At 42.3% G+C, this 22,957-nt stretch carries 24 protein-coding genes and 1 tRNA gene; 14 read left to right on the top strand and 11 right to left on the bottom strand.

What is annotated here, in order from left to right; translation table 11 throughout:
• From GX756_05110 to GX756_05065, 10 genes are all read left to right on the top strand, one after another.
• The coding region (locus GX756_05110) for a threonine synthase (protein NLC17241.1) at positions 1–1,283 on the top strand (1,283 nt) is incomplete at its 5' end.
• Positions 1,284–1,304: 21 nt separating this feature from the next.
• Positions 1,305–2,300: a tryptophan--tRNA ligase gene (gene trpS / locus GX756_05105; GenBank protein NLC17240.1), complete on the top strand. Its 996-nt coding sequence runs from the start codon at positions 1,305–1,307 to the stop codon at positions 2,298–2,300.
• The gene (locus GX756_05100) at positions 2,300–3,184 is read left to right on the top strand and encodes a hypothetical protein (protein NLC17239.1); all 885 of its coding nucleotides are present in this window, start codon (positions 2,300–2,302) and stop codon (positions 3,182–3,184) included. The genes trpS and GX756_05100 overlap by 1 nt, the downstream gene beginning before the upstream one ends.
• A gap of 78 nt (positions 3,185–3,262) precedes the next feature.
• Positions 3,263–3,868: a hypothetical protein gene (locus tag GX756_05095; GenBank protein ID NLC17238.1), complete on the top strand. Its 606-nt coding sequence runs from the start codon at positions 3,263–3,265 to the stop codon at positions 3,866–3,868.
• Positions 3,859–4,395 carry a hypothetical protein gene (locus tag GX756_05090; protein NLC17237.1) on the top strand — a complete coding sequence of 179 codons (537 nt, stop codon included), beginning with the start codon at positions 3,859–3,861 and terminating at the stop codon, positions 4,393–4,395. The genes GX756_05095 and GX756_05090 overlap by 10 nt, the downstream gene beginning before the upstream one ends.
• 91 nt (positions 4,396–4,486) lie before the next feature.
• Positions 4,487–6,178 (top strand): hypothetical protein, encoded by a 1,692-nt coding sequence (locus GX756_05085; protein NLC17236.1) that lies wholly within the window; start codon positions 4,487–4,489, stop codon positions 6,176–6,178.
• Between the two features lie 10 nt (positions 6,179–6,188).
• Positions 6,189–6,404, top strand: coding sequence for a DUF951 domain-containing protein (locus GX756_05080; protein ID NLC17235.1), 216 nt, complete (start codon positions 6,189–6,191; stop codon positions 6,402–6,404).
• Between the two features lie 27 nt (positions 6,405–6,431).
• Entirely contained in the window at positions 6,432–7,022 is a 591-nt protein-coding gene (lepB, locus tag GX756_05075; GenBank protein ID NLC17234.1) for a signal peptidase I, read from the top strand.
• 24 nt (positions 7,023–7,046) lie between these two features.
• On the top strand, positions 7,047–7,898 hold the full coding sequence (locus GX756_05070) for a DegV family protein (protein ID NLC17233.1): 852 nt from the start codon (positions 7,047–7,049) through the stop codon (positions 7,896–7,898).
• 58 nt (positions 7,899–7,956) lie between these two features.
• Positions 7,957–8,754, top strand: a complete 798-nt coding sequence (locus tag GX756_05065; GenBank protein ID NLC17232.1) for a histidinol-phosphatase HisJ family protein — start codon at positions 7,957–7,959, stop codon at positions 8,752–8,754.
• Positions 8,755–8,861: 107 nt separating this feature from the next.
• On the opposite strand, the gene sufB is transcribed toward GX756_05065, so the two are convergent.
• From sufB to GX756_05035, 6 genes are all read right to left on the bottom strand, one after another.
• Entirely contained in the window at positions 8,862–10,238 is a 1,377-nt protein-coding gene (gene sufB / locus GX756_05060; GenBank protein NLC17231.1) for a Fe-S cluster assembly protein SufB, read from the bottom strand.
• Entirely contained in the window at positions 10,231–10,668 is a 438-nt protein-coding gene (locus tag GX756_05055; GenBank protein ID NLC17230.1) for an SUF system NifU family Fe-S cluster assembly protein, read from the bottom strand. Before GX756_05055 ends, sufB begins: the two co-directional genes overlap by 8 nt.
• Positions 10,655–11,860: a cysteine desulfurase gene (locus GX756_05050; GenBank protein NLC17229.1), complete on the bottom strand. Its 1,206-nt coding sequence runs from the start codon at positions 11,858–11,860 to the stop codon at positions 10,655–10,657. Before GX756_05050 ends, GX756_05055 begins: the two co-directional genes overlap by 14 nt.
• Positions 11,857–12,675 (bottom strand): SufD family Fe-S cluster assembly protein, encoded by an 819-nt coding sequence (locus GX756_05045; protein NLC17228.1) that lies wholly within the window; start codon positions 12,673–12,675, stop codon positions 11,857–11,859. The genes GX756_05050 and GX756_05045 overlap by 4 nt, the downstream gene beginning before the upstream one ends.
• Positions 12,651–13,412 carry a Fe-S cluster assembly ATPase SufC gene (gene sufC, locus GX756_05040; GenBank protein NLC17227.1) on the bottom strand — a complete coding sequence of 254 codons (762 nt, stop codon included), beginning with the start codon at positions 13,410–13,412 and terminating at the stop codon, positions 12,651–12,653. The genes GX756_05045 and sufC overlap by 25 nt, the downstream gene beginning before the upstream one ends.
• 156 nt (positions 13,413–13,568) lie before the next feature.
• Positions 13,569–14,396 (bottom strand): uridylate kinase, encoded by an 828-nt coding sequence (locus GX756_05035; GenBank protein NLC17226.1) that lies wholly within the window; start codon positions 14,394–14,396, stop codon positions 13,569–13,571.
• 200 nt (positions 14,397–14,596) lie between these two features.
• Here GX756_05035 and GX756_05030 point away from each other — a divergent pair, with 200 nt between their 5' ends.
• Positions 14,597–15,478 (top strand): LysR family transcriptional regulator, encoded by an 882-nt coding sequence (locus tag GX756_05030; protein ID NLC17225.1) that lies wholly within the window; start codon positions 14,597–14,599, stop codon positions 15,476–15,478.
• A 5-nt stretch (positions 15,479–15,483) separates the two neighbouring features.
• Here GX756_05030 and GX756_05025 read toward each other — a convergent pair whose 3' ends face one another.
• Positions 15,484–16,359 carry a hypothetical protein gene (locus GX756_05025; GenBank protein ID NLC17224.1) on the bottom strand — a complete coding sequence of 292 codons (876 nt, stop codon included), beginning with the start codon at positions 16,357–16,359 and terminating at the stop codon, positions 15,484–15,486.
• A 93-nt stretch (positions 16,360–16,452) separates the two neighbouring features.
• Between GX756_05025 and GX756_05020 the strand changes: the two genes are divergently transcribed.
• The gene (locus GX756_05020; GenBank protein NLC17223.1) at positions 16,453–17,763 is read left to right on the top strand and encodes a hypothetical protein; all 1,311 of its coding nucleotides are present in this window, start codon (positions 16,453–16,455) and stop codon (positions 17,761–17,763) included.
• A 76-nt stretch (positions 17,764–17,839) separates the two neighbouring features.
• Positions 17,840–18,556: a zinc metallopeptidase gene (locus tag GX756_05015; protein ID NLC17222.1), complete on the top strand. Its 717-nt coding sequence runs from the start codon at positions 17,840–17,842 to the stop codon at positions 18,554–18,556.
• 152 nt (positions 18,557–18,708) lie between these two features.
• Here GX756_05015 and GX756_05010 read toward each other — a convergent pair whose 3' ends face one another.
• From GX756_05010 to GX756_04995, 4 genes are all read right to left on the bottom strand, one after another.
• Complete coding sequence (locus tag GX756_05010) at positions 18,709–19,113, bottom strand: hypothetical protein (protein ID NLC17221.1); 405 nt, start codon at positions 19,111–19,113, stop codon at positions 18,709–18,711.
• A gap of 22 nt (positions 19,114–19,135) precedes the next feature.
• A complete protein-coding gene (locus tag GX756_05005; protein NLC17220.1) occupies positions 19,136–19,861 on the bottom strand; it encodes a putative ABC transporter permease in 726 nt (241 codons plus the stop codon).
• Positions 19,862–19,954: 93 nt separating this feature from the next.
• Entirely contained in the window at positions 19,955–21,283 is a 1,329-nt protein-coding gene (locus tag GX756_05000; protein ID NLC17219.1) for a beta-glucosidase, read from the bottom strand.
• Between the two features lie 196 nt (positions 21,284–21,479).
• Positions 21,480–21,556: transfer RNA gene (locus GX756_04995), tRNA-Arg, on the bottom strand.
• A 260-nt stretch (positions 21,557–21,816) separates the two neighbouring features.
• On the opposite strand from GX756_04995, the gene GX756_04990 reads away from it, so the two are divergent.
• Positions 21,817–22,957: spore germination protein (locus GX756_04990; protein NLC17218.1), on the top strand; the 1,141-nt coding region annotated here is incomplete at its 3' end.

Raw genomic sequence — 22,957 nt, 5'->3', positions numbered from 1 at the left:
CCGATGACGAATTAAGCCAATGCGCCGCTAAGTCCATATCTAGATTTGAGGATAATATAGTCGCGCCATTAATAAAGCTTGACGACTCGGTTTATGTTTTGGAGCTTTGGCACGGGCCTACTTGCGCTTTTAAGGATGTGGCGCTTACGCTTTTGCCCGAGCTTATGCAAAAATCCAAGCAAAAAGCCGATATCAAAGAAAATATTTTGATATTGACAGCTACCAGCGGCGACACCGGCAAAGCGGCGCTTGAGGGTTTTAAAAATGTCGCTGGCATTAAAATCGCCGTGTTATACCCCACCGATAATGTTTCAGAACATCAAAAATATCAAATGATGATCCAAGACGGCGATAATGTTTTGCCCTTAGGGATAGTAGGCAATTTTGACGACGCGCAAACCATGGTAAAGAAGATTTTTTGCGACCCTGAATGCGTCCAAAAATTTAAAGAAGCGGGATATTTGCTGTCTTCGGCAAACTCAATCAATTGGGGGCGGCTGCTGCCCCAAATAATATATTATTTTTCAACTTATCTTGACTTGCTGGAAGCGGGCGAGATAAAAGAGGGCGAAACCATTAATTTCGCGGTGCCCAGCGGAAACTTTGGCAATATTTTGGCGGGCTTTTACGCAAAGCAAATGGGATTGCCCATAAACAAGCTAATCTGCGCCAGCAACAGCAACAATGTCTTGACCGATTTTTTGACTACGGGGCATTATAACGCTTGCAGGATTTTGCAAAAGACGATCTCGCCTTCTATGGATATTTTGATAAGCTCAAACACCGAAAGGCTTATTTTTGAGGTTTCGGCAAGAAACGATAAGCTTACATCCCAAAGAATGAAAGCGCTGTTTGAATCGGGCGAATATGTCCTAACTGAAGACGAGCTCGCGGCAGTCAAGAATTCTTTTTTCGCGGACTACGCCAACGATATCCAAACCAAAGAAACGCTTCATAATGTGTATTTGGAAAAAGATTATCTATGCGACCCGCATACCGCGGTGGCCGTGGCGGTTTATAACAGCTATCTGCTAAGCGAAGACGACCACAAAAAAACGGTAATAGTCTCCACCGCCAGCCCGTTTAAATTCGCGCGCGATGTTTTGATTGCGCTTAACTATTCCGCGCCCGAGGACGACCAAAAAGCTATCCTAAAACTTCAATCCAAAACGGGCATAGGCGCGCCCGGAGCTATTTTGAGCGCGTTTGATAAGCCCGTATTGCATAACGAAGTATTGGAAAAAGATAAAATAACGCAAAGATTATTGGACTTTATAAAATAATTTTTTAGGTAACATAATATTATGGAAAATCAAAAAAAAGTATTATTTAGCGGAATTCAGCCCAGCGGCTATCTTACAATCGGCAATTATTTGGGCGCTTTGAAAAACTTCGTCAAGCTCCAAGACCAATATGAATGCTACTATTGCGTAGTGGACCTGCACAGCCTTACGGTATCCCAAGTCCCCGCCCAACTTCGCCAAAACACATACATTCTTATCGCGCTTTATTTGGCGTGCGGGCTTGACTACAAAAAAAATACCTTGTTTATCCAATCCCACGTGCCCGCCCATTGCGAGCTTGCTTGGGTGCTAAGCTGCTACACAATGTTTGGCGAAGCACGAAGGATGACGCAGTTTAAGGAAAAAAGCGCCAAGCATCCCGAAAATGTCAATATAGGGCTTTTTAGCTATCCCGTGCTTATGGCGGCCGATATTTTGTTGTATCAAGCCGATTTGGTGCCCGTGGGCGACGACCAAAAACAGCATTTGGAACTTACGCGCGATATCGCGATGCGGTTTAATAACAAATACAGCCCTACCTTTGTGGTGCCAGAGCCTTATATCCCGTCCAAAAAAGACGGGGCCAGAATAATGGATTCGCAAGACCCTGACAAAAAAATGTCCAAGTCGGACAACGGCGGCGCTGTGATGATGCTGGATAGCCCCGACGACATTATGAGAAAATTCAAGCGCGCGGTTACCGATTCGGGCAATGAAATAAAATACTCGGCCTCAAAACCCGGAATATCCAACCTTTTGACCATATATTCGGCTTTTACGGGCAAAAGCATTTCCGAATGCGAAAAAGAGTTTGAAGGCAAAGGATATGGGGAGTTTAAAATCAAAGTCGCCGAAAGCGTTATTGAAGGGCTAAAGCCCATTCAGGCCGAATACGCCCGTATTATTAAGGACAAGCCCTTTTTAGAAGAAGTCATCGCCGAGGGCAAACAAAAAGCGGCTAACGCCAGCTATAAGACTTTGAGAAAGGTATATAAAAAGATAGGGCTTATTTTATAATGTATGGTTATATTACCCCCGACAAATCCAAATTATATAACAAGGACTTTTTGCTTTTTCGCGCTTTTTATTGCGGCGTGTGCAAAACGACCGCAAAATACTTTGGCAATACGCCGCGCCTTGCCACTAATTACGACATAGCGTTTTTGGGCGCGTTTTTGCACGCCTATCTTAATATCCTGCCGCAATTTTTAAACCAAAACTGTATTTTGAACCCTTTTGTCAAAAAATATATAGTCAAGTCCAGCGCGTTATTAAAAGACATAACCGATTTAAATTTATTATTGGCATATCATAACATTTTGGACAATAAGATTGACGGCGGCGGAATAAAAAACGCCGTCTTGGAAGGGTTGTTAAAAAAGCATTACCAAAAATCGTCCGCCGCGCTGAATGAGGCCGACCAAATAATCAAAACGCAATACGAGCGCTTAAGGCGCTTGGAAAAAGAAAACTGCGCGAGCTTGGACAAGACAGCCGATTGTTTTGCCGCAATGCTTAGGGATTGTGTTTTGGTGCTGGTAAAAAAACATGGCGGCGACAACGAGGACCAAAATCTAAAGGATTTTTTATACAACCTAGGGAAGCTGGTATATTTGCTGGACGCGCTGGACGACTTAAAGGAAGATTACAAATCCAAAAATTATAATCCGTTTTTGGCTAAATTCGGCAATTTCCAAAACAAAGAACAATTTATCGCCGATAATAAAGACGATATAGACTTTATTATTAATATTACCATTAACAAAATGATAGAAAACTTTAATCTTTTGCCCATAACGGAAGGCCGGGATTTGCTTACAAATATCATATATTACGGGCTAAGGCGGAAGTTTTCATTAATTATGTCGTCCAAAAAAAAGCTGCGTAAAGAAAAAATATAATAATTATAGAATTATTTATGTTTTGTGGCGAATATGTGATATATTAATACTATACTATTAAAAGGAGCAAAAAAGTTAATGTCGCAAAACCCTTATGAAGTGTTGAAGTTGACGCCCGAGGCGTCCATGGAAGATATAGAGCAAGCTTACAAAAGATTGAAAGCGCAATATTCGGAAGACAGGTTCTTAGAAGGCGAAGCGGGACGGCAAGGCGCTATCAATCTTATGAATTTGGAAAACGCATACAGCGAAATAATCAGGATGCGCAAAAAGCAGCAAGCTCAAATAGAATACGGCTCCAACTTGGGCGACATAGACCAGATGATAAAAGACGGCAAGATTGACCAGGCCCAAATTGAGCTAGACAAGATGTCCGAGCGCCCGGCGCACTGGCATTTTTTGCAATCCATAATCTTTTATAAAAAAGGCTGGTATGACGAAAGCCGAGCGCAGCTCAAATTAGCGCTAAACCTTGACCCTAACAACACGCAATACCAAACAGCCCTGTCAAGACTGGAACAGGTAATGGCAAGCTCAAACGCCAATCCATATACAATGGGAAATACCCAGCAAACGCAAGGACAGGACCAGCCTATGCCGCCGGACGCTTCTATGGGCTTGGCAAACTGCTGCACTACTTTGTGTTTGCTTGACTGCTGCTGTAATTTGATGAGATGTTGCTAAACAAATCAAAAAAAATCGCTTACACAGCCATATTAACCGCCTTGGGAGTGGGATTGATAATGTTGGGCGCTTTCTTGCCCTTGTCTTTTGTGCCGTTTTTGGGCGCGGCGCTTTTTCTTTTTTATCTTTTTGAAAAATGCGGCGTGTTATATGGCGTCTTAAGCGGCATTGGCGTTTCGCTTTTGAGCATATTGTTATTGGGCGGCGCTAGCATAGCCCAAGTCGTGCCCTATATGGTTTTGTTCGCCCCGCATAGTTTCGCGGCGTATTTTTTGAACAAAATCCCCCTAAAAAAACCGTTTTTAAAATACTTGACAAGATATTCTATACTGCTTCCGCTTTTTAATATCTCGCTTTATACCATATACAAAATCGCGACTTTTGTCTTGTTTGACATGAACGCTTTTGTCCAAATCGTAGGCGCGTATTATATTTTGGCGCTGATTATGAATGTTGTCTTTATATTATACGACCAAACCTTTTTTTATATTTACAGACTACTGGTCAAAGCGCGCATTTTCAAATAATATCCCCTACATATTTTAAAAGTTTTATAAATTGTCAATTTTAGCGCAATATGCTATAATTATAACCATTTAAAAGAGGATTTGGAAAATTATGGGAGAATTGATTTCCCCTATAGAATTGTGGAAAGACTTTTCCGACAGGCTTGACGACAACAATATTAATATAATAAGCGAAAAACCGGCCAAAGACGGCTATATCCAAAGACAAATTTATTTTACCGCTTATCAAGACCAAGAAGGCGGCAAGGCGCGGGCTTTTGCCCAATTTTATTACGACAAAAAAACAATAGAAAAGTCAAAAAAAGCGCCCGTCGTCTTTTTTTTGGGAAGCCCCAAGCGATTTTACCAAACTTTGCGATTTATCAAAGAAAACCTAAAAGGCGCGAGCATTTTTACAATTGACTATTTTGGTTATCGCGGCCAAAGCGACCGCTATACTATTTATCCCAAAAGTTTGGAATACGCCAATTTTGAAAAGGCGCAAGACAGGCTAAGCGCCGTCAAGGGCTCGCCCAAAGAATCGCCATGGTATATTTGGACGGCTATGGCAAGGCGGGCCTTGACTTTGTTGGAGCAAATAAAAGAAGTTGATAATTCCAAAATCGCTGTTTTGGGCATTAAGACGGGCGCCAACCTTGCTTGGAAACTGGGCGCGACCGATTCAAGAGCGCGCTGTATCGTTTCTATGTTCAATTCGGGATGGCTGGGCTATGATTTTTTATACAAAAAGGGCGAGGAGGCTGATATAGAAATTTCAGAGGAGCGCAGCCTTTATCTTGCGGCGCTGTCAACCCAAAGCTACGCGCCCTTGGTCAAAACCCCAATCTTGGTCACGCTTTCCACCAACGAGTATGACTCCACCTTTGACCGCGCCTTTGACACTTATTCGCGCATCCCCAAAAACACGGTTTCTATGCTTTCGGTAATCCCGTATTCCGACAAGGAAATCTTTTTTGAATATAACGCCACTATAATTAACTGGCTAAGAAATTATTTGTTTGACTGCCAATTTTATCACCCCTTTCAGCCCGAACTCAAGACATATAACCAAGACAACAAATTATATATAGAAATCAACGCCGATACGGCCGCGCCCATAAAAGAAATAAGGCTGTATCAGGCGACAGAAACGCCCGACCCCAGCATCAGAAACTGGACTAGGCTGGATTGCGCGCAAGTCCAAGACAAGTTTTTGGCAGCCGCCCAAATTTTGGATGTGTCCGAATATTATTTCGCGTTTGCCAATATCTTTTATGACAAATATATTATAAGCAGCAACCTGCACGCTTGCATACCGTCCCAATTGGGCATAACGGACGCCAATATAAAAGCAAGCAGGCTGGTTTATGATTCTTCTTTGGGCTTGGATTGTTTTACCGTAATCAACACCAATGAATTGTTCCATCAAAGCCCCGAGCTGGTTATGGAAAAAGGCGCGCTTGATATGGAAGGCATACGCGCCCTTATGGGCGACCTTGCGACATTCAAAATAGGCGATCCCAGATACAAAGGCTATGAAGACGACCAGCTGCAAATAGGCTACTATTCGCCTATTGACCAAAAAGTAATAATCGGGCTTAGGAACTATATCAACGACAAATACGAGTATGATTATTTTTATACTCTCAACGCAGAAGGCGCTGAAATTTGGAACAAGGTAACATTGGGCGCTTCAGAATTTAAAACAGAAGACGGAGTTATGCTCAAAAGCTTTGAAAACGCGGTATTGTTGTATTTCAAAAGCGAAGGGCGCTTTTTGATAAACAATATATTATGGGTTTAGAGGATAGACTATGTCCAATGTAAACTCAAAAAACCTAGTAACCGGCGCAAAAGCCGTAATGAAAAAGATACACCCATGCGGAAGCAACTTGTTTTTGATAACAAGAACGGGCGCGGATGTCAAGCTAAAATGCTTAGGCTGCAACCACAAAATAATGCTTGACTTGCAAAAAGCCCTAAAAAGCATCAAAAAAATTCTTCCGCCCGACGAGCCGTCTATGACATAACTGTAACAATACTATGATATAATTTTTATGAGGCAAAACCCCGTGGAACCAATTTCTTTAAGAAAAAAGACCAAAATAATCAACGCGCTTGATATACTAATCATGATTTTGATACTATATCTTGCCGTTATCAACATCTATCGCGGTTACACTATTATAGGCGCGTCTATGGAACCCACTTATCAGCAAGACGATGTTATTTTGGTCAATCATTATCCGTTTGGTTACCAAAAGGGCGATGTAGTCATATTACAAAAAGAAGGTTATCAAGACATTTACATCAAGAGGATTATAGCCGTAGAAGACGAGATTTTTAAGTTTGAAAAAACCGACGAAATAGACAACGGTCCGCATATAGTCAAAATGTTTTTTTACAAAAACGGGGAATGGACAGAATATAACGACGGGTTTGTAATGCGAGCGACTCACAGCTTTGGCGCTTTTATACAGTTTGGCCAAGAATACACCGTTTCCAAAGGCTGTTTTTTTGTAATGGGCGATAACCGCGACAACAGCAAAGACTCCCGCGCTTTTGGCTTTGTCACAAGACAGGAGATAAAAGGAAAAGTAATCTTAGAAATAACCGACAACGGATTTTTAAAAAGGGTTTTTGCCTAAAAAATTTAGGGAGGTTAAAAAACCATGAAAATCAAAATAACGGGCGACAGCACTTTAGATTTATCCAAAGAACTTCTGGAAAAATACAAGATATCCTTGATGCCTTTGGAAGTCAGCTTAGGCGAAGACACTTATTTGGACGGAGTTAATATCGCAAGAGAAGACATCTATAATTTTGAAAAACAGACGGGCAAACTGCCAAAAACGGCGGCAAGAAGCGCCTATGTCTATAAAGAGTTTTTTGAAAGTTTCCTAAACCAAGGCTATGACGCCGTAATACATTTTAATATATCCAGTTTGATTTCGGCGTCGCACCAATCGGCTTCGCAAGCGGCCAAAGACCTAAACAATGTCTATGCTATAGACACCTTAGCCTTATCCACAGGGTCTAGCTTGCTAGCTTTGTATGCTTGGGAACTGGCTCAAGAAGGCAAAGGCGCCGAAGAAATAATTGAGCTGGTTAAAAACAGAATACCCTATGTTCAAACATCTTTTATTATTGACACGCTAAATTACCTTTATAAAGGCGGCAGATGCTCCAAGCTGCAGCTTTTGGGCGCCAACCTTCTCAAAATCAAGCCCACAATTATAATGAAAAACGGCAAACTTGACGTGGGCAAAAAATTCAAAGGGCCTATGCATAAAGTAATAATAGAATATGTAAATCATATTTTGGATTCTTATAACACGCCCGATCTTAGCCGCGTGTTTATTACGCATACCGACGCGCCCGATGAGATTGTCCAAGAGGTCAAGAACATCCTAAAAGAAAAATTCGCTTTTAAAGAGATTTTGGAAACAACGGCGGGCGCCACCATAACCTCGCATTGCGGCAGGGGCACTTTGGGCATACTTTATATTAACGACGGACAATAAAAGCGCGATATATTGGAGGTTTTGCGCTTGTTTTTTTGTTGAAGCTTGAATTTTGCTTATGATAAAATTTGATTTGCACACCCATACCAATTTTTCTTTTGACTCAGAACAAGATATTTGCGAGCTTATTTTGCGCGCCCAAAAACTAGGCCTTAAATATCTAGCTATTACCGACCATTTTGACAACGGCTCAAAATACGCTACACAAGAGCTGGATATTTCTAGATATTGCCAAACTTTAGAATCGTTTATGGGCTTGGCAAAAAACCAGGGCGTTGATTTGCTGATAGGGATAGAAATGGGTTATATGCCCGCGCAAAACCCGCAAAACGCGGAGATTGTGCAAAATTATCCTTTTGATTATATAATTAACAGCGTGCATGAGGTGGACGGGATAGACTGCTATTTCCCCGAATACCATCAGGGCAAAGACAAGCGCGCAAGTTACATGGCGTATTTTGATAAAGTTTTGGATAGTCTGGACGCGCCTTATTATTACAGCGCCGTAGGGCATTTGGGTTATGTGATAAGAAAAGCGCCGTATGACCCTAAGGAGTATAAATATGGCGAGTTTGATTATATTTTGGATAAAATTTTGAAAAAGATTATCCAAAAACAAAAAATCCTAGAAATCAATACAAGCGCCGAGAGCTTAAAAGAGCCCGTTATTCCCTCTTTGGAAGTCATAAAGCGGTATTACGAGCTTGGGGGCAGGCTTGTCACTTTTGGCTCGGACGCCCACCGCGCCCAAAAACTAGCCTATAACTTTGAGACCGCAAGCAAAATCCTAAAAGACATAGGCTTCAAATATTACACTATAGTTAAAAATAGACAAAATATTGAGATAAAAATTTAGAAAGATTATTATTTTAAGTTTTTTATAGGTCTTATTTTATGTTTTTTAAAAATATTGCTTATCTTAAGGATAGGTATTTATCCTATTTTATTCTATTTTATTCTTTCCTATCCTATTGACCCGCTCATGTCCATTTTTAGCAATTGGTTAAGCTCAATAGCGTACTCCATAGGCAATTCCCTTGAAAACGGCTCAATAAATCCCAAAACTATCATCTCGGTCGCCTGTTCTTCGTTTAAACCCCTGCTCATAAGATAAAACAGCTGGTCTTGGGAGACTTTGGAAACCCTAGCTTCGTGTTCCAATATAGAAGTTCCATTGAGTATTTTGTTCATAGGTATGGTGTCGGATTTGGATAATTTGTCCAAAATAAGCGTGTCGCATTCAACATGGCTGAAAGAGCGATGAGCGTTTTCAGAGTGCACAATCTCGCCGCGGTATGTCGCGTTGCCGCCGTTTTTGGCGATAGACTTGGAAATTATGGTTGACGATGTATGGGGCGCCAGGTGAATCATTCTCGCGCCCGCGTCCTGAACCTGCCCCTTGCCAGCCACGGCGATAGAAATGGTCGTGCCAGCCGCGCCCTCGCCTTTTAAGATAACCGCGGGATATTTCATCGTGAGTTTGGAGCCCAAGTTGCCGTCTATCCATTCCATAACGGCATCGCGCCCGCAAACCGCCCTTTTGGTGACAAGGTTATAAACATTGTCCGACCAGTTTTGGATTGTGGAATAGCGGCACCTTGCCCCGTCCGCCACAAAAATTTCCACGACGGCGGCGTGCAAAGAGTCTTTGCTGTATCTAGGCGCCGTGCAGCCCTCCACATAATGCAAATACGCGCCCTCGTCCACAATAATCAAGGTCCTTTCAAACTGGCCCATTTGTTCGGCGTTCATTCTAAAATACGACTGCAAAGGCTGTTCTAATTTAACGCCCTTGGGCACATAGATAAACGACCCGCCCGACCAAACGGCGCTGTTTAGGCTCGCGTATTTGTTATCATCATAAGGCACAAGCGCGCCAAAATATTGCCTGAACAAATCGGGATAGCGCTTTAGCGCCGTATCGGTATCCAAAAATATGACGCCCTTTTGTTCTAAATCGCGTTGTATTGATTGATAAACCACTTCCGACTCGTATTGGGTCGCGACGCCAGCCAAATATTTTTTTTCGGCTTCGGGCAAGCCCAAAGCGTCAAAGGTCTTTTTTATCTTTTCGGGGACTTGTTCCCAATCGGTCGCAACCCGTTCGCTTGGCTTGATGTAATATATTAACCGGTCTTCTTCCAGCTTTATAAGATGATTGGCCCAAGCGGGCAATTTGGACTTGGCGTATTGGCGGTAACTTTTGACTCTAAACTCGGTCATCCATTCGGGCTCGCCTTTTATCGCGCTTATCCGCCTTACCCGGTCTTCGTCAAGCCCGCGCTCAAGTAAAAACACGCCTACATCGCCGTCGTTAAACCCGTATTTGTAATCATCCATCGGTTTTTTGCTCTCCTGTAAATAGTTCTTTGGCGGCGTTCCAAGCAAGCGTCGCGCATTTTATTCGGGGCAATAATTTGTTAATGCCTTCTAAAGCGCACGCGTCGCCCAAAATCTCGCAATCAAACTCTTGCCTTGTCATCATTTTGCTAAACTCTTGGGCTATCTTTAAGGCCTGTGCCACGCTTTTTTCTTTTAAGAGCTCGCACATCATAGACGCGCTGGCGCAACAAATAGAACAGCCCGTTCCTTCGTGCCTTATGTCCTTAATAACCTCATGGTCGCAAAGCGCACCCACGCTTACTATATCGCCGCAAGACACATTCTTTAGCGTGACGGTCTTATACCCTTGCGGGATAGTTTTGCCGCGAGGGTTTTGGTAATGGTCAAGTATAATCTCTCGCGATAGGCTTTCGTCAAAATAAGACATTTATAAAATCCTTTGATTTTTTGAGGGCTTGGATAAACCTGTCAATATCCTGTTCATTGTTATAAAACATTAGACTGGCTCTTACGGAAGACGCAATCCCCAGCCATTCGTGTATTAATTGCGCGCAATGATGACCCGCGCGCACGCAAACCTTTTCATGGTCAAGGACGCTTGCCACGTCGTGCGAATGCACGCCCTTGATATTAAAAGTCACCATAGGCGAATGTTCGGCTTTCTCATTATATATTATGGCATCGGGAATTTCAGCCCTCATCCTCTCAACCATAATTTTTCTCAAACGCCGTATCTGCTCGTTAATCGCCTGGTATCCAATTTCCAAATAATAATCTATCGCTCTGCCCCAGCCGATAGCCTCGGCTATCATAGGCGTGCCCGCCTCAAATTTGTTGGGGGCGTCCAAATACGAAGTATGCTCTTTGGTTACGATATCCACCATATCCCCGCCCGTTTCTAAAGGCGGCATTATGTCTAACAAATCATTTTTGGCATACAGCGCGCCTATGCCCGTAGGACCGAGCATTTTGTGCGCGCCCAGCGCGTAAAAATCTATGTCGTTTTTGTCCACTTCGGCGGGCATATGGACAGCGCCTTGCGCGCCGTCAACGGCTATTACGGCGCCTGCCGAGTGCGCCACATCCGCCAACGCCCCGATGTCGTTAATGGAGCCCAAAACATTGGTCATATGCGATATAGCCACGATTTTGGTTTTGGGCGATAACACGCTTTTTAGGTTTTGGGCGGTAACGCTGCCCCGCTCGTCCAACGGGACAAAGACTAACTTTAGGTTTTTTTCCTTGGCGAGCTGTTGATATGGCACAAAGTTGGAATGATGCTCGGACATTGAAACCACTATCTCGTCGCCGTCTGACAAAACCTGACCGTAAGAGCGCGCCGCTAGATTGAGCGCCGATGTGGCGCCGCGCGTAAAAATGACTTTGCCTTTATCGCCCGCGCCCAAAAATTTGGCGACTTTTTCGCGCGCGAGGTCGTATAATCTGGTCGCCTCAAACCCCAACGAATCCACGCCCCTATGGACATTGGCGCCGACCTCCGTATAATATCTTGCCATCTCGTCTATTACAGGCTTGGGCACAAGCGTTTGCGCCGCGTTGTTTAGATATACCCATTCGCCTTTTTGAATAAGCGCAAAATCTTTTCTATATTTGTTCATAGCGCATCCTGCTTTATCGCTTTGTAAAATCTTAGCCTGTCGGGTTTTATCAAAAAACCCTCAATCCTGGACACCAAAAAACCGTAAGAAATAAGGTTAATAATCTCTTGTTCGCTTAAACCCCGCGACATCATATAAAACAATTCGTCTTTGCCTATTCTGCCCACGCTGCCCGAATGCGCGGCTTGGACATCGTATTCGTCTATAATAAGGCTTGGGTCAATTTGGGCTTTGGCGTTGTCGGACAGCGTCAATATCTTGCTCCTGTGCGAACAATAAGCGCCCGAGCTGCCCTTGTTGATTACTCCCTTGGTTGTAAACTTGCACATAGAATCCATAACCGCCACGCCCCGCCCTCTAAATCGGACTTTATTATCGCCTTCAATTTGGCGGGTGGTCAAGTTATGATTATGTCGGTCTGAGTTTTGGCAAAAGCTAACGGCATAAAGTTTGGCCAAAACGCCCGAACATAAATCTATCGTCCAATTGTCTTGCACGCTTTGTCCTACAAATCCGTAATATCCCTCAAAAATACTATTAGCGCCCAATACCATATTATGATTGACTTGCATAGTCTTGCAATCGCAAAACGCGCTAAGCGTCAAATGCGCGCCTTGTTCAAGTTTATAATCAATATCTATAAAGGGCGCCCGAGGGCAAAACCTATGCGTAATATACGCTCTTGTGTTTTGGGAAATGACGACATTTACTTTATCATTTACGCCCCTAAAATGCAGACGATAAACGCCGTCTTGATTAATTTGTATTGTTTTATGGTCTTTTGCGTAAATTAAACGCCTTGTTGTCTCAGCCATTCGTAACCTTCGCTCTCAAGCTTCAAAGAAAGCTCTTCCCCGCCCGTAATGACAATCTTGCCCTCGTACAAAACATGCACAAAATCGGGTCTAACATAGTTTAACAATCTTTGGTAATGCGTAATAATCAAAAAAGCGGCGTTTTCGCCCATTTCATCGGCGTAATTGGTTATGTTTTTGCCCACGGTTTGCAAAGCGTCAATATCCAATCCTGAGTCAATCTCGTCCAGCATTACAAATCGGGGACGCAGCATCAGCATATGCAAGATTTCGTTTCGCTTTTTTTCGCCGCCCGAAAATCCCACATTTAAATAGCGGTTGGGCATGTCCTTGCCCATTTCCAGCGCAGCAGCCGCCGCCGTTACATTTTTCTTTAAAACGCCCAAAGACATTTTTTTGTCGGGATTTATGGCGTTATAAGCCGAATACAAAAACTGCATATTGGTAACGCCGCTAATCTCGCTAGGGTATTGCATGCCCAAAAATATGCCCCGTCTTGCCCGCTCGTCAGTCGGCATGTTTGTAATATCCTCGCCGTCATAAATAATTTTACCCTTGGTAATTTCAAAAAAAGGGCTGCCCATAACGACAGCTGCCAGAGTGGACTTTCCGTTTCCGTTGGGACCCATCACGGCGTGAATCTCGCCGCCGCCGATTTCCAAGTTTACGCCTTTTAGAATTTCCTTGTCTTTTATCTTGACATGGAGATCTTGTATTTTGAGAATTGCCTTTTTCATATCGCTCCTATAACAATAAATACCCTACCATATTGGTAGAGTATTATCATTATACTTCCGTTTAAATAATCCGTCAACAAATGGCTTAAACTTTTTATAAAAAAACGCCGCCAAATATTAGGGTGTTTCAAAGACAGATTTTTTATAAAGGAAAATTTATCTTACGCCTATAAAAGTCCTTTTTGCCTTGCCTTCCAAAATATCTTTTATAGAATATTTGGCGTTGGCGATATACACAAGCGTGCCCATCTTGACGGGTTCTTTTATGTATTCAAGCTTGGCCGCGGCTCCGCCCGCGCCTATTCTGCTTGAGCCTTGGCACAGCGCTTTGCAAGCCTCTATATTATCCAAGACCTCGTATATATCTTTGCCGCTTATTTCCTCAATCAAAGTGGAAGGATCTTTGGGGTCTTTATAAATTCCGTCGACGCTAGTCAAAATCAGCAATCTTTTGGTCTTTACCAAACAAGCGATCAAGCTCGCGGTTTCGTCATTATCCACAAGCTCTACCACATGGTTGCCCCCGTTTTTCTTCAGGGCGGCAATTTCCATTCGGCGATTTTCCTCGCACGAGACCGCGTCATTGTAATTAATTATAGGAATGGCTTTTTGGGCTACGCACCTGAACAAAAAGTTTCTGATATGCTCCCGTTTTTCCTCGTTGTTAAAATGCTGATGTTCTACCAAAACCTGTCTTATATTGTAATTGGGATTAACAAACATCCTGTATGTTTGCATCAAAATCGCCTGGCCTTGAGCGGAATAATCGGTCTTGTTGTCCTCGCTGTCGCCTTTTAGCTCGCAACCCATGCGTTTTATATAATCAAGCCTGCCAATCTCGGTCGCGCCGCTTGAAACCCAAACGATTCCGGGCCTTAACTCTTTGCCAATGCGGGCAAATTTGTTATAATCCAAGTCGTTTTTTTCTTCGTTGATCAGCGCCATTGAGCCTATTTTACCGACCAATTCAATGTCAAACTTCATAATACGCTCCATAAAAAAATAAAACCTTAACGCAATATTAGCAATTTTGATTGTGTTAGTCAATAAAAATATATATCTTGCGTTTTTTATAAAAATATCATAATTTTAATTTTTAATTAGGCATTGCAAATACAAGTATTTTGAGATATAATAAACATAAGAAAAAATTAACAAAAGCGCAAGTTTCATAAGGAAAAATTATGTCAATAGATTTGGAATTATACAAAGTCTTTTATACGGTGGGCAAAACAGGCAATCTCACCAAAGCGGCTAAAGAACTTTACATAACCCAACCCGCCGTTAGCCAATCCATAAAACAGCTTGAAACTTTGCTGGGCGGAAGGCTTTTTGTGCGCACGCCCAAAGGAATGAAGCTGACCGAAAACGAAGGCGAGATGATGTTCGGGTATGTGGAAAAAGCCATTGACTTAATAAGGTCGGCCGAAAACAAGTTCAGGCAGATGAAAAACTTGGCGATTGGCGTGCTGCATATAGGCGCGGGCGACAGCCTTATCAAATATCATCTCCTGGATAAGATAAACGCTTTTCACGAAAAGCACCCGCAAATCAAAATCCAGCTCACCAATTGCACCACCACAGGCGCGATTGATTTGTTAAAGACAGGGCTGATTGACGTGGCGTTTGTCAATATGCCCGTCAATGATTCAGCGTTAGAAATTACCGAGATCGATCGCGTGCGGGATTGCTTTGTGACCAACCAAAAGCATAAGTCTTTGGCCGAACAGACCCAAAGCCTGTCCGTTTTGACCGACCATACGCTTATGATGTTGGACAAAAACAGCAATTCCCGAAAAAATGTCCTAAACTTCCTAAAAGAAAACGGCGTTAATGTAACGCCTGATATAGAGCTTGGCAGTCTTGATCTGTTAAAAGAGTTTGCAATCAACGGGCTAGGGATTGCCTGCGTGGTAAAAGAATATATCCAAAAAGAATTGGACGAAGGAATCCTGATAGAAATCAAGACTGACCCGCCGCTGCCCTCAAGAGGCATCGGGCTTGCCACGCTAAAAGACGTGCCCCTTTCTTTTGCGGTTAGCGAATTTATTTCGTCTTATAAATAAGTTTTTTATTTGGTCTTTGCCAAGATTTTTCCCAATTCGGAGACATACTCGCCCAAGCTTTTTATCTTGTCGTTGTCGGCTTTGGTCAAGAATGTCTTGTTTATCTCCCTTAGCTGTTCCAGGTTGCTGTCAAGTTTGCGCTCGGTAAGCTCAAGCCGCAACTTTTCTATCATGCCCTTTAGCGCTTTGTTTTCTTCGGCAAGTTTTTGGACTTCTTGTTCTTTCTTTTTGAGCTCCAATACCTTGATATCAATAGCGTGCTCGTCGCCCGGATTGGATGTCGCCATATGGACTAAGCGCGCCAATCCCTTAAACAAGTCCCTAACCTGTTCGTCGTCTAGCGAGGCGGTAATGGTTTTGAGGTTGCTAAACAACGCGTAGTCGTCCATAGGCTCTTCCACGCCTTCTGTTACCACGCTTTTGGTGTAAGGGTTGAAAAATGTGATCTTTTGGGCGCGCAATTCCCTTATAATGTTTTCGGTCTTCTTTCTCTGTCTAAAGACAACGCTGCGGTATTTGTTTTGTAGCCTGAGCATCAAGCTCTTGTCGCCCTTTGCCATTTCAGTGGTAACGCTTCGCACGCTCTTGCCCTTGGCCTGCTCTATCAAAATATGCCTTACCAACTCCACGATCTCGGGTTCGGTAAATGTCTTGAACGAAGTCGTCCTGGACGGCAAAACTTTGATTCCAAGTTTTTGGGACATCTCGGGCATAAGATTTAGGGTTTTAAGATGGGCGTAATAATAGTTTCGCACGCTGTTAGGCTTGCGTCCCACTTCGCGCGCCACCGTCTCAAACGCGGTTTTTAGGCCCTTGCCTTCTTTTCGCGCTTGAGCGCATAACTCAAACAACCTTTTGGTTTCTTCCACTGTCCATTCCATATAAACACTCCGATATAATTTGATGTTTAAATTATGGACACAAAAACAAAATGTTATACATAATTAAGTCTTACATAGGCATAAAATTACAATATGAATAGCCATTTGTATATAATTGGAAACGATAATATGCTTATCACGGTAAACGGGGTGTTTTTGGGCAACGCCGCGACGCCGATTACTTTTTATACGGAAGAAAACGCTTTGTTATATTTTTGGGCGATGCCGCTGGAATTGGATTACAAGCCCTTTGCGTTTTCTTTGAGAGTAAACCCAAATATGACCTTGCCCCAAGAATTTGGGACTATAATATCTTTGCCCGAGAGGCGTTACGAACTAAGGCTTAACGCGCCCAAATACCAAACCGAATACGAGCCGCCTATTAAGAAAATAATACAAAGCGTAAAAGTGGCGGCCGATTCGTCCCAAAATAATTTTAGGATTGCAGACCAAATTTCTAATACGCAAACTGCTTATAAAGATGACGATAGCCAAATATCTTACAATATAACGGAACAAAAAATCAATAACGCCAATAATTTGGCGACGCCGCAAAACAATAACAACATACAAAACGCTTCGGCTGAAAAAGCGCCTTTAACCCAAGACGGCAAAAACGATATAAAAGACTCAGCGAGTTCCCAAAATCCTGCCAAGCCAAATGAAGAAAAACCAAGCAAGCAATCCCCGGCCAAAAACAATCCAAAACCCGCCAAAAAAGGCGCGAGCAAAAGCTATACCGTCAGTCTTATCAATGACAGAGTTGACCGCCTTTGTATTGAATACGGCAAAGACGTATTTTATCATACTCTGCCCAAAAACCTAAAAAACTTCACCCTAAAGGCCGAAATGCTAAACTCGGACTTGGTGGCGGCGGTCACGGCGCAAAAAGACGACGATAACTTCAAAGACAAATATCTTTTGGTCATTAAGGGCAAGCCCAAAAAATACAAAATTAAGATAGAAGGGTTTTTTGACCTTATTCGGCAAGAAGGCAAAAAGATAAGCGCTCTTAAGCTCAACCGCGATATCGCGCTTAGAGGAAAGGTTAGCGTGTTTGACGGTCAGACCTTGGAAAAGATCGACGAGTATTATGTTTATGTCAACAAAGAGCCAAACCGCGCCCAAGACATCAGGCTTATGCCCATAGCGGTTTTTGAGGCGGTAAAATGCAAAGATTTTGCGGAGGCCAAATATTATCTTACCGATTCTTTGAACGAAATCTTAACTGAACAAAAGCTGGAAGAGTTTTTTGAGGACTATGTTGAAATTATGCCCAATAATTATTATTTGCAGTATCCGCACAGCTTTTTATTAATTGACAAGAATAATAAGGCTTCGTTATTCAAGGCCGTGTATCGCAATAACAAGATTGATAATTTCTTTGAAATAGAGTTTAAATAATGTTATCATACTGTAAAACACCCTTATTGTATATGTTTTTAACTATATGATATAATAACACTAAAGAGGTGATAAAATGATATTATACTATATTACAGGCATAGTTTTGCTGCCCGGAATCTTATTGGCCATATATGCCCAAAGCAAAGTCACTTCGGCATATTCAACATATTCAAGGGTCTATTCACAATCAAGGATTACGGCATACGAAATGGTAAGAGGCGCGCTAAACCGCGCCGGCCTTTTTGATATCCAAGTGCAAAAAACCCCGGGCACATTAACCGACCATTACGACCACAAAAACAAAGCGATAAGGCTTTCTAGCGGCGTGTTTGATTCTTCCAGCGTGGCGGCGCTTGGGGTGGCGGCGCACGAGGTTGGACATGCCTTGCAATACGCTGACAACTATATGCCCATAAGGCTTAGAAATTCTTTGGTGCCTATTGTAAACTTCGCTTCCCGTCTTATGTGGCCGCTGCTTATTATCGGCATTATTTTCGGCTTGGCTGTGCCGGGCACTTTTATAGGCGATATAATCATTTACGCGGGATTGATTTTTTACGGTTCTTCAATCCTTTTCAGCCTTGTAACCTTGCCCACCGAGTTTAACGCCTCAAAACGCGCGGCGGCGCTGCTTACTACCAGCGGGATTTTGCCCGCGCAGGAGACCGAACAAGCCAAAAAAGTCCTCAACGCGGCGGCGTGGACCTATGTAGCCTCGCTTGTTGTGGCAATTTTGAGCATGCTGAGATTTCTGGCGATAATATTCTTGGCAAGAGGAAGAAGAAGATAAAGTTTTTTGGGCTTTTATCGCTTTTACAAAAAAATAAGAGATGCAATAAAAACATCTCTTTTTTTAGCGCTTAATTATAATATCCTTAAAAGTTATTTGCCATATGCTTGGCATTAAACAGCTATTCCAACCCATAGGCGAGGGTTTATATTTTATTCTATTTTTTCTTTTAATTGTGAAACAACTTTTTCCAGCCGCTCAATTTTCTCGTCCAAAATTGTAATCATCGCGCATAATTCTAGATTGTTAAGTATCCCGTGTCTTTTAATGCGTTTTTTAAATCTTTGATAATCATATTCTTTGTTTTTGGGTATAAGCATGTAAATCAAAAGCCCTATAAATAATAACCCTACGCCCACAGACGCGTATATTATCGCCAAAGTATTATAAGTTGGGTTATCCATGCCCAATGCCAAAAACACAGCGCTCAAAATCATAAACACAAGGCTTATAAGGCCAAAAATAGCAAATAGTAACCTTTTAAGAAAGCCTAGCTGGCGGCTCATAAGCTCCTGATAGCGTTTCTCTTCTTGTAGGTTTTCGTTTTTGTTTTCCATATACCAAAAATCCTCATTTTGTTTATAATGTTTCATTATTGTGTTCGGTTTCTTCCAGCTTTTTGTCGGGGAAAATTTCGTGAACATATTCGTCGGGATAATTCCTGTCCAGCCACGCGCCTATAAAAGTAAGAGGCTCTTTGCCTTTTTGGCGCTCGCCATATCTTATAAAAACCGCGCCCGTTAGGAGAATGTTTATCGTCAAAAACACCGCTAACGCGTTGCAAACCATTTTGCCTTGCAAAGGCGGGATTTTTTCTATCAGCTTGGATAATATCGGATAAACTATAAATTCCAAAAACAGCCCAAGCGCCCCCCATATAGCCATGTGCAACACGCTAGTGCCGGCCGTAGCGCCCTTAGTGACAATAGACGGGATATACAGTTTCAAATATGTATAATCCCAAGAAACATTGCCCGTAAAGATATATTCAAGCTCGTGCAAAAAATACTCAAAAAACCCCGCGACGACCGCGGCAAGCAAAAAAGACCAATACCATTTTCTTTTTTTCCTTACCAATAGCGCGATCAGCCCCGCCGCGCCGAAGCCATAAACGGGATTAAAAGGCCCGTAAATAACGCCTTGCTGCGTTACCCAAACGCCGTCGGCTATCAGTTTCAAAACTTGCTCGTAGTATGTCCCAAAAATACAGGCAAACACAAAAATCAAAAAAACTTTATAAAATGACAAGCCTTCCGCGAAAACTTCTTTGGGCTTAAGCAGGTTTTTTACGCTGACTTTTTTCATTCCACTTTATCCTAAACAGTATTATTATTTATAATTATATCAAAATCAAAACCGATAACAAATTAATATAAATCAAAACGGCAAAAAATCAATTTATGGTTTTAGACTCTTAATAAAATCCCTATACCAATAAAAAGAATCTTTTGGTGTGCGCTTTTGCGTCCTGTAATCAACATGCACAAGCCCGAAGCGTTTTGAATAGCCGCTTGCCCATTCAAAATTATCCAAAAGACTCCAAACGAAATATCCCCTTATATCTACTCCGTCTTCTATGGCTTGGCAGACCTTTCCTATGTATCGCTTTAAATAATCAATGCGCGCATGATCGCGGACAGCGCCGTCAAGATGCACCCAATCATTGCTAGCCATGCCGTTTTCGGTTATGTATATGGGCGCGTTGTATCTTTCATACAAAAATCTACTCATCCAATAAATCCCGTCTTCTTCCACCGCCCAGCCTGTGTCGGTCTTAGGGTAGCCGTCGTGTCTTTGGTAAACTTTAAATCCGTTAGCGCCGTCCGATATTACGGGCGCGCCTTCATAGTTGTTAATGCCCAAAAAATCAACAGGCGTTGATATGAGTTTTAGGTCGTCCGGATTAATATTATGGTAAAACTCGGGATAATTAATATAACATTGTTCGGGATATTTGCCCCAGAATATCGGATCCGTATAAATCAAAATAGAGCTTTCGTCATATTGGCTTTGATAAGCTTGGGTAAGAACTTTTATATTTTGCTCGTTTGCCATGGCGGGATAAAAAGCCGAGCCGCAGGTAACCAAACCGGCTTTGGCGTCATCGTTATAACTTTTGAATGCTTGAACGGCTTTGGCGTGGGCGAGCAAAAGATTATGCGCGGCCCTTAGCCTTTCGCATTTTAACGCTTTATAGCCGGGCGCGAAATTGCCCTCGCCATAGCCGGCGATTATGCATTGCGGCTCGTTAAATGTTACGAAAAATTTTGCCCTATCTTGGAAAGCTCTCGCTACCGTATCGGCGTATCCGCAAAACCAGTTAGGAAAATCATTGTTCAAAAAACCGCCTTTTAAGTTTAACTCGTAAGGCAAGTCCCAATGATAAAGCGTGATAAAAGGCTCAATATCGGCCTTAAGCAATAAGTCAATTATTCTATTGTAAAAATCAAGGCCTTTTTGGTTGGCCTTGCCCGCGCCTTGGGGCAAAATTCTGGGCCAACTTATTGAAAACCTGTAAGCGTTGACGCCCAATTCCTTGATTAATTCTATATCGCTTTCAAATCTATGGTAATGGTCGCAGGCTATGTCGCCGTTATGGTTTTGGAAAATCTTGCCGCGCTCTTTGGTATAAACATCCCAAATAGACAAACCCTTGCCGTCTTCGTTATAAGCGCCTTCAATCTGATAGGCAGAAGTCGCTACGCCCCATAAAAACTTATGATTCATCTTTTGGCTCCTAAAATATTTATACAATATAACTAATATTATAACCGATAAGATAATCAAAAAACAATCCAAATCAGATAACTTTTCAATTATTAGCAGCTTTTTAGGCATTTTAATAAAAATTTAACAACAGTTTTTTGACGCTGTTTGCTATTAAAAAATTAAAAAAAACCTGTCATGAAAAAGACAGGTTTTTTGGCGTTCCCGAGACGATTTGAACGTCCGACTCCCGCCTTAGGAGGGCGGCGCTCTATCCAGCTGAGCTACGGGAACATATTTTTTTATCTTTCTTATAATTAGGCCCAATATCGGCAAAAATTTATCGTCAATCCAAAAAGCCGAAATTTAGCCTTAACAAAAAAAATATCAAATTTATTATATCAGCAATGCCAAAAAAGTCAATTATATAATTTGGCGGCGCGCCCAAAAATTTATAAAAGCCTCTTGGTTTTTTACATTTTAAACCTATATTTAGAATAATTGGAAAATATTTGCAAATTCTAAATTTGTTAATATTTATTATTGGGAAAGATATGGAATTTGTTAAAGACCTAAAAACAAACAAAAAAAAGCTTCTTGAGCTGTTTTTCAACAACGCCGATATAAACCACCGCGATATTAGCTTAAAGTCCGGGGTTAAATGTTGTTTTATTTTTTTAGAGGGGGCAATAGAGCCTGAGTCGGTGCGCGATGTCCTAAAAAGACTTATGGACAGCGATAAAATCGCCAAAGATGTGCCAATGTATTTGAAACTCCATGTAATCAATACATTTGGCGTTGACGAAATAGAATCTACAGACCAAGCGATAAGGAACATATTAGACGGCAACGGCGTTTTGTTGATAGACGGCTTTAATAAGGCGTTAACCGTAGGATGCGCCCAATGGACTACGCGCGCCATAACAGAGCCGCCTACTTCGGCTTTGTTGATGGGTCCGCGCGAAGGCTTTACCGAAGATATAAAAACTAATATAACAATGCTAAGGAGGCGGCTGCATACGCCAGCCTTTGTCTATGAAAAGCATTCTATCGGCAGATATTCCAATACCGAAGTCGCGCTTTGTTACATAAAAGGCATCGCCGATGAATATATCGTGCAAAAAGTAAGCCACAGGCTCAAACTTATAGACATTGACGGAATAATAGACTCAAACTACATAGCGCAGTTTATCAGCGAAAAGCCCAATTCGTTGTTCAGAACGGTAGGCGTCGCCGAAAAGCCCGATATAATCGTATCCAAGATTTTAGAAGGCAGGGTGGCTATAATCGTCAACGGCTCGCCTATGGTGTTGACTGTTCCTTTTATCTTTTTTGAGGATATACAGGAAAGCGGCGACTATTACACAAAAAGCACGCGTTCCACTTTTTTGAGATTTATGAGGCTATTGGGAATTTTGTTGGGAACGCAGCTGCCAGCGATTTATGTGGCGCTTAGGATTTTTCATTATATGGCGATGCCCATAGACTATTTGGTAACAATCCTCAATTCCAGCCAAGGCGTGCCTTTTTCGCCGATGTTTGAAATGCTGTTTGTCATACTCTTGTTTGAGATAATCCACGAAGCGAGTTTAAGGTTGCCGCGGTATGTGGGCATGGCGATGAGCATTGTGGGCGCGCTTGTATTAGGCGATACCGCCGTCAAAGCCGGACTTTTAAGTTCGCCCACCGTAATGT

This window comes from Clostridiales bacterium, assembly GCA_012512255.1.
Taxonomy (GTDB): Bacteria; Bacillota; Clostridia; order Christensenellales; family DUVY01; genus DUVY01.
Note: the sequence above shows the minus strand (reverse complement) of the source record. Positions and strands in the feature narration are given on the sequence as shown.

What these genes read in the sequence shown, in the direction of transcription:
- trpS (NLC17240.1), top strand. Translation starts at nt 1,305, where the DNA reads ATGGAAAATCAAAAAAAAGTATTATTTAGCGGAATTCAGCCCAGCGGC.
- GX756_05100 (NLC17239.1), top strand. Translation starts at nt 2,300, where the DNA reads ATGTATGGTTATATTACCCCCGACAAATCCAAATTATATAACAAGGAC.
- GX756_05095 (NLC17238.1), top strand. Translation starts at nt 3,263, where the DNA reads ATGTCGCAAAACCCTTATGAAGTGTTGAAGTTGACGCCCGAGGCGTCC.
- GX756_05090 (NLC17237.1), top strand. Translation starts at nt 3,859, where the DNA reads ATGTTGCTAAACAAATCAAAAAAAATCGCTTACACAGCCATATTAACC.
- GX756_05085 (NLC17236.1), top strand. Translation starts at nt 4,487, where the DNA reads ATGGGAGAATTGATTTCCCCTATAGAATTGTGGAAAGACTTTTCCGAC.
- GX756_05080 (NLC17235.1), top strand. Translation starts at nt 6,189, where the DNA reads ATGTCCAATGTAAACTCAAAAAACCTAGTAACCGGCGCAAAAGCCGTA.
- lepB (NLC17234.1), top strand. Translation starts at nt 6,432, where the DNA reads ATGAGGCAAAACCCCGTGGAACCAATTTCTTTAAGAAAAAAGACCAAA.
- GX756_05070 (NLC17233.1), top strand. Translation starts at nt 7,047, where the DNA reads ATGAAAATCAAAATAACGGGCGACAGCACTTTAGATTTATCCAAAGAA.
- GX756_05065 (NLC17232.1), top strand. Translation starts at nt 7,957, where the DNA reads ATGATAAAATTTGATTTGCACACCCATACCAATTTTTCTTTTGACTCA.
- sufB (NLC17231.1), bottom strand. Translation starts at nt 10,238, where the DNA reads ATGGATGATTACAAATACGGGTTTAACGACGGCGATGTAGGCGTGTTT.
- GX756_05055 (NLC17230.1), bottom strand. Translation starts at nt 10,668, where the DNA reads ATGTCTTATTTTGACGAAAGCCTATCGCGAGAGATTATACTTGACCAT.
- GX756_05050 (NLC17229.1), bottom strand. Translation starts at nt 11,860, where the DNA reads ATGAACAAATATAGAAAAGATTTTGCGCTTATTCAAAAAGGCGAATGG.
- GX756_05045 (NLC17228.1), bottom strand. Translation starts at nt 12,675, where the DNA reads ATGGCTGAGACAACAAGGCGTTTAATTTACGCAAAAGACCATAAAACA.
- sufC (NLC17227.1), bottom strand. Translation starts at nt 13,412, where the DNA reads ATGAAAAAGGCAATTCTCAAAATACAAGATCTCCATGTCAAGATAAAA.
- GX756_05035 (NLC17226.1), bottom strand. Translation starts at nt 14,396, where the DNA reads ATGAAGTTTGACATTGAATTGGTCGGTAAAATAGGCTCAATGGCGCTG.
- GX756_05030 (NLC17225.1), top strand. Translation starts at nt 14,597, where the DNA reads ATGTCAATAGATTTGGAATTATACAAAGTCTTTTATACGGTGGGCAAA.
- GX756_05025 (NLC17224.1), bottom strand. Translation starts at nt 16,359, where the DNA reads ATGGAATGGACAGTGGAAGAAACCAAAAGGTTGTTTGAGTTATGCGCT.
- GX756_05020 (NLC17223.1), top strand. Translation starts at nt 16,453, where the DNA reads ATGAATAGCCATTTGTATATAATTGGAAACGATAATATGCTTATCACG.
- GX756_05015 (NLC17222.1), top strand. Translation starts at nt 17,840, where the DNA reads ATGATATTATACTATATTACAGGCATAGTTTTGCTGCCCGGAATCTTA.
- GX756_05010 (NLC17221.1), bottom strand. Translation starts at nt 19,113, where the DNA reads ATGGAAAACAAAAACGAAAACCTACAAGAAGAGAAACGCTATCAGGAG.
- GX756_05005 (NLC17220.1), bottom strand. Translation starts at nt 19,861, where the DNA reads ATGAAAAAAGTCAGCGTAAAAAACCTGCTTAAGCCCAAAGAAGTTTTC.
- GX756_05000 (NLC17219.1), bottom strand. Translation starts at nt 21,283, where the DNA reads ATGAATCATAAGTTTTTATGGGGCGTAGCGACTTCTGCCTATCAGATT.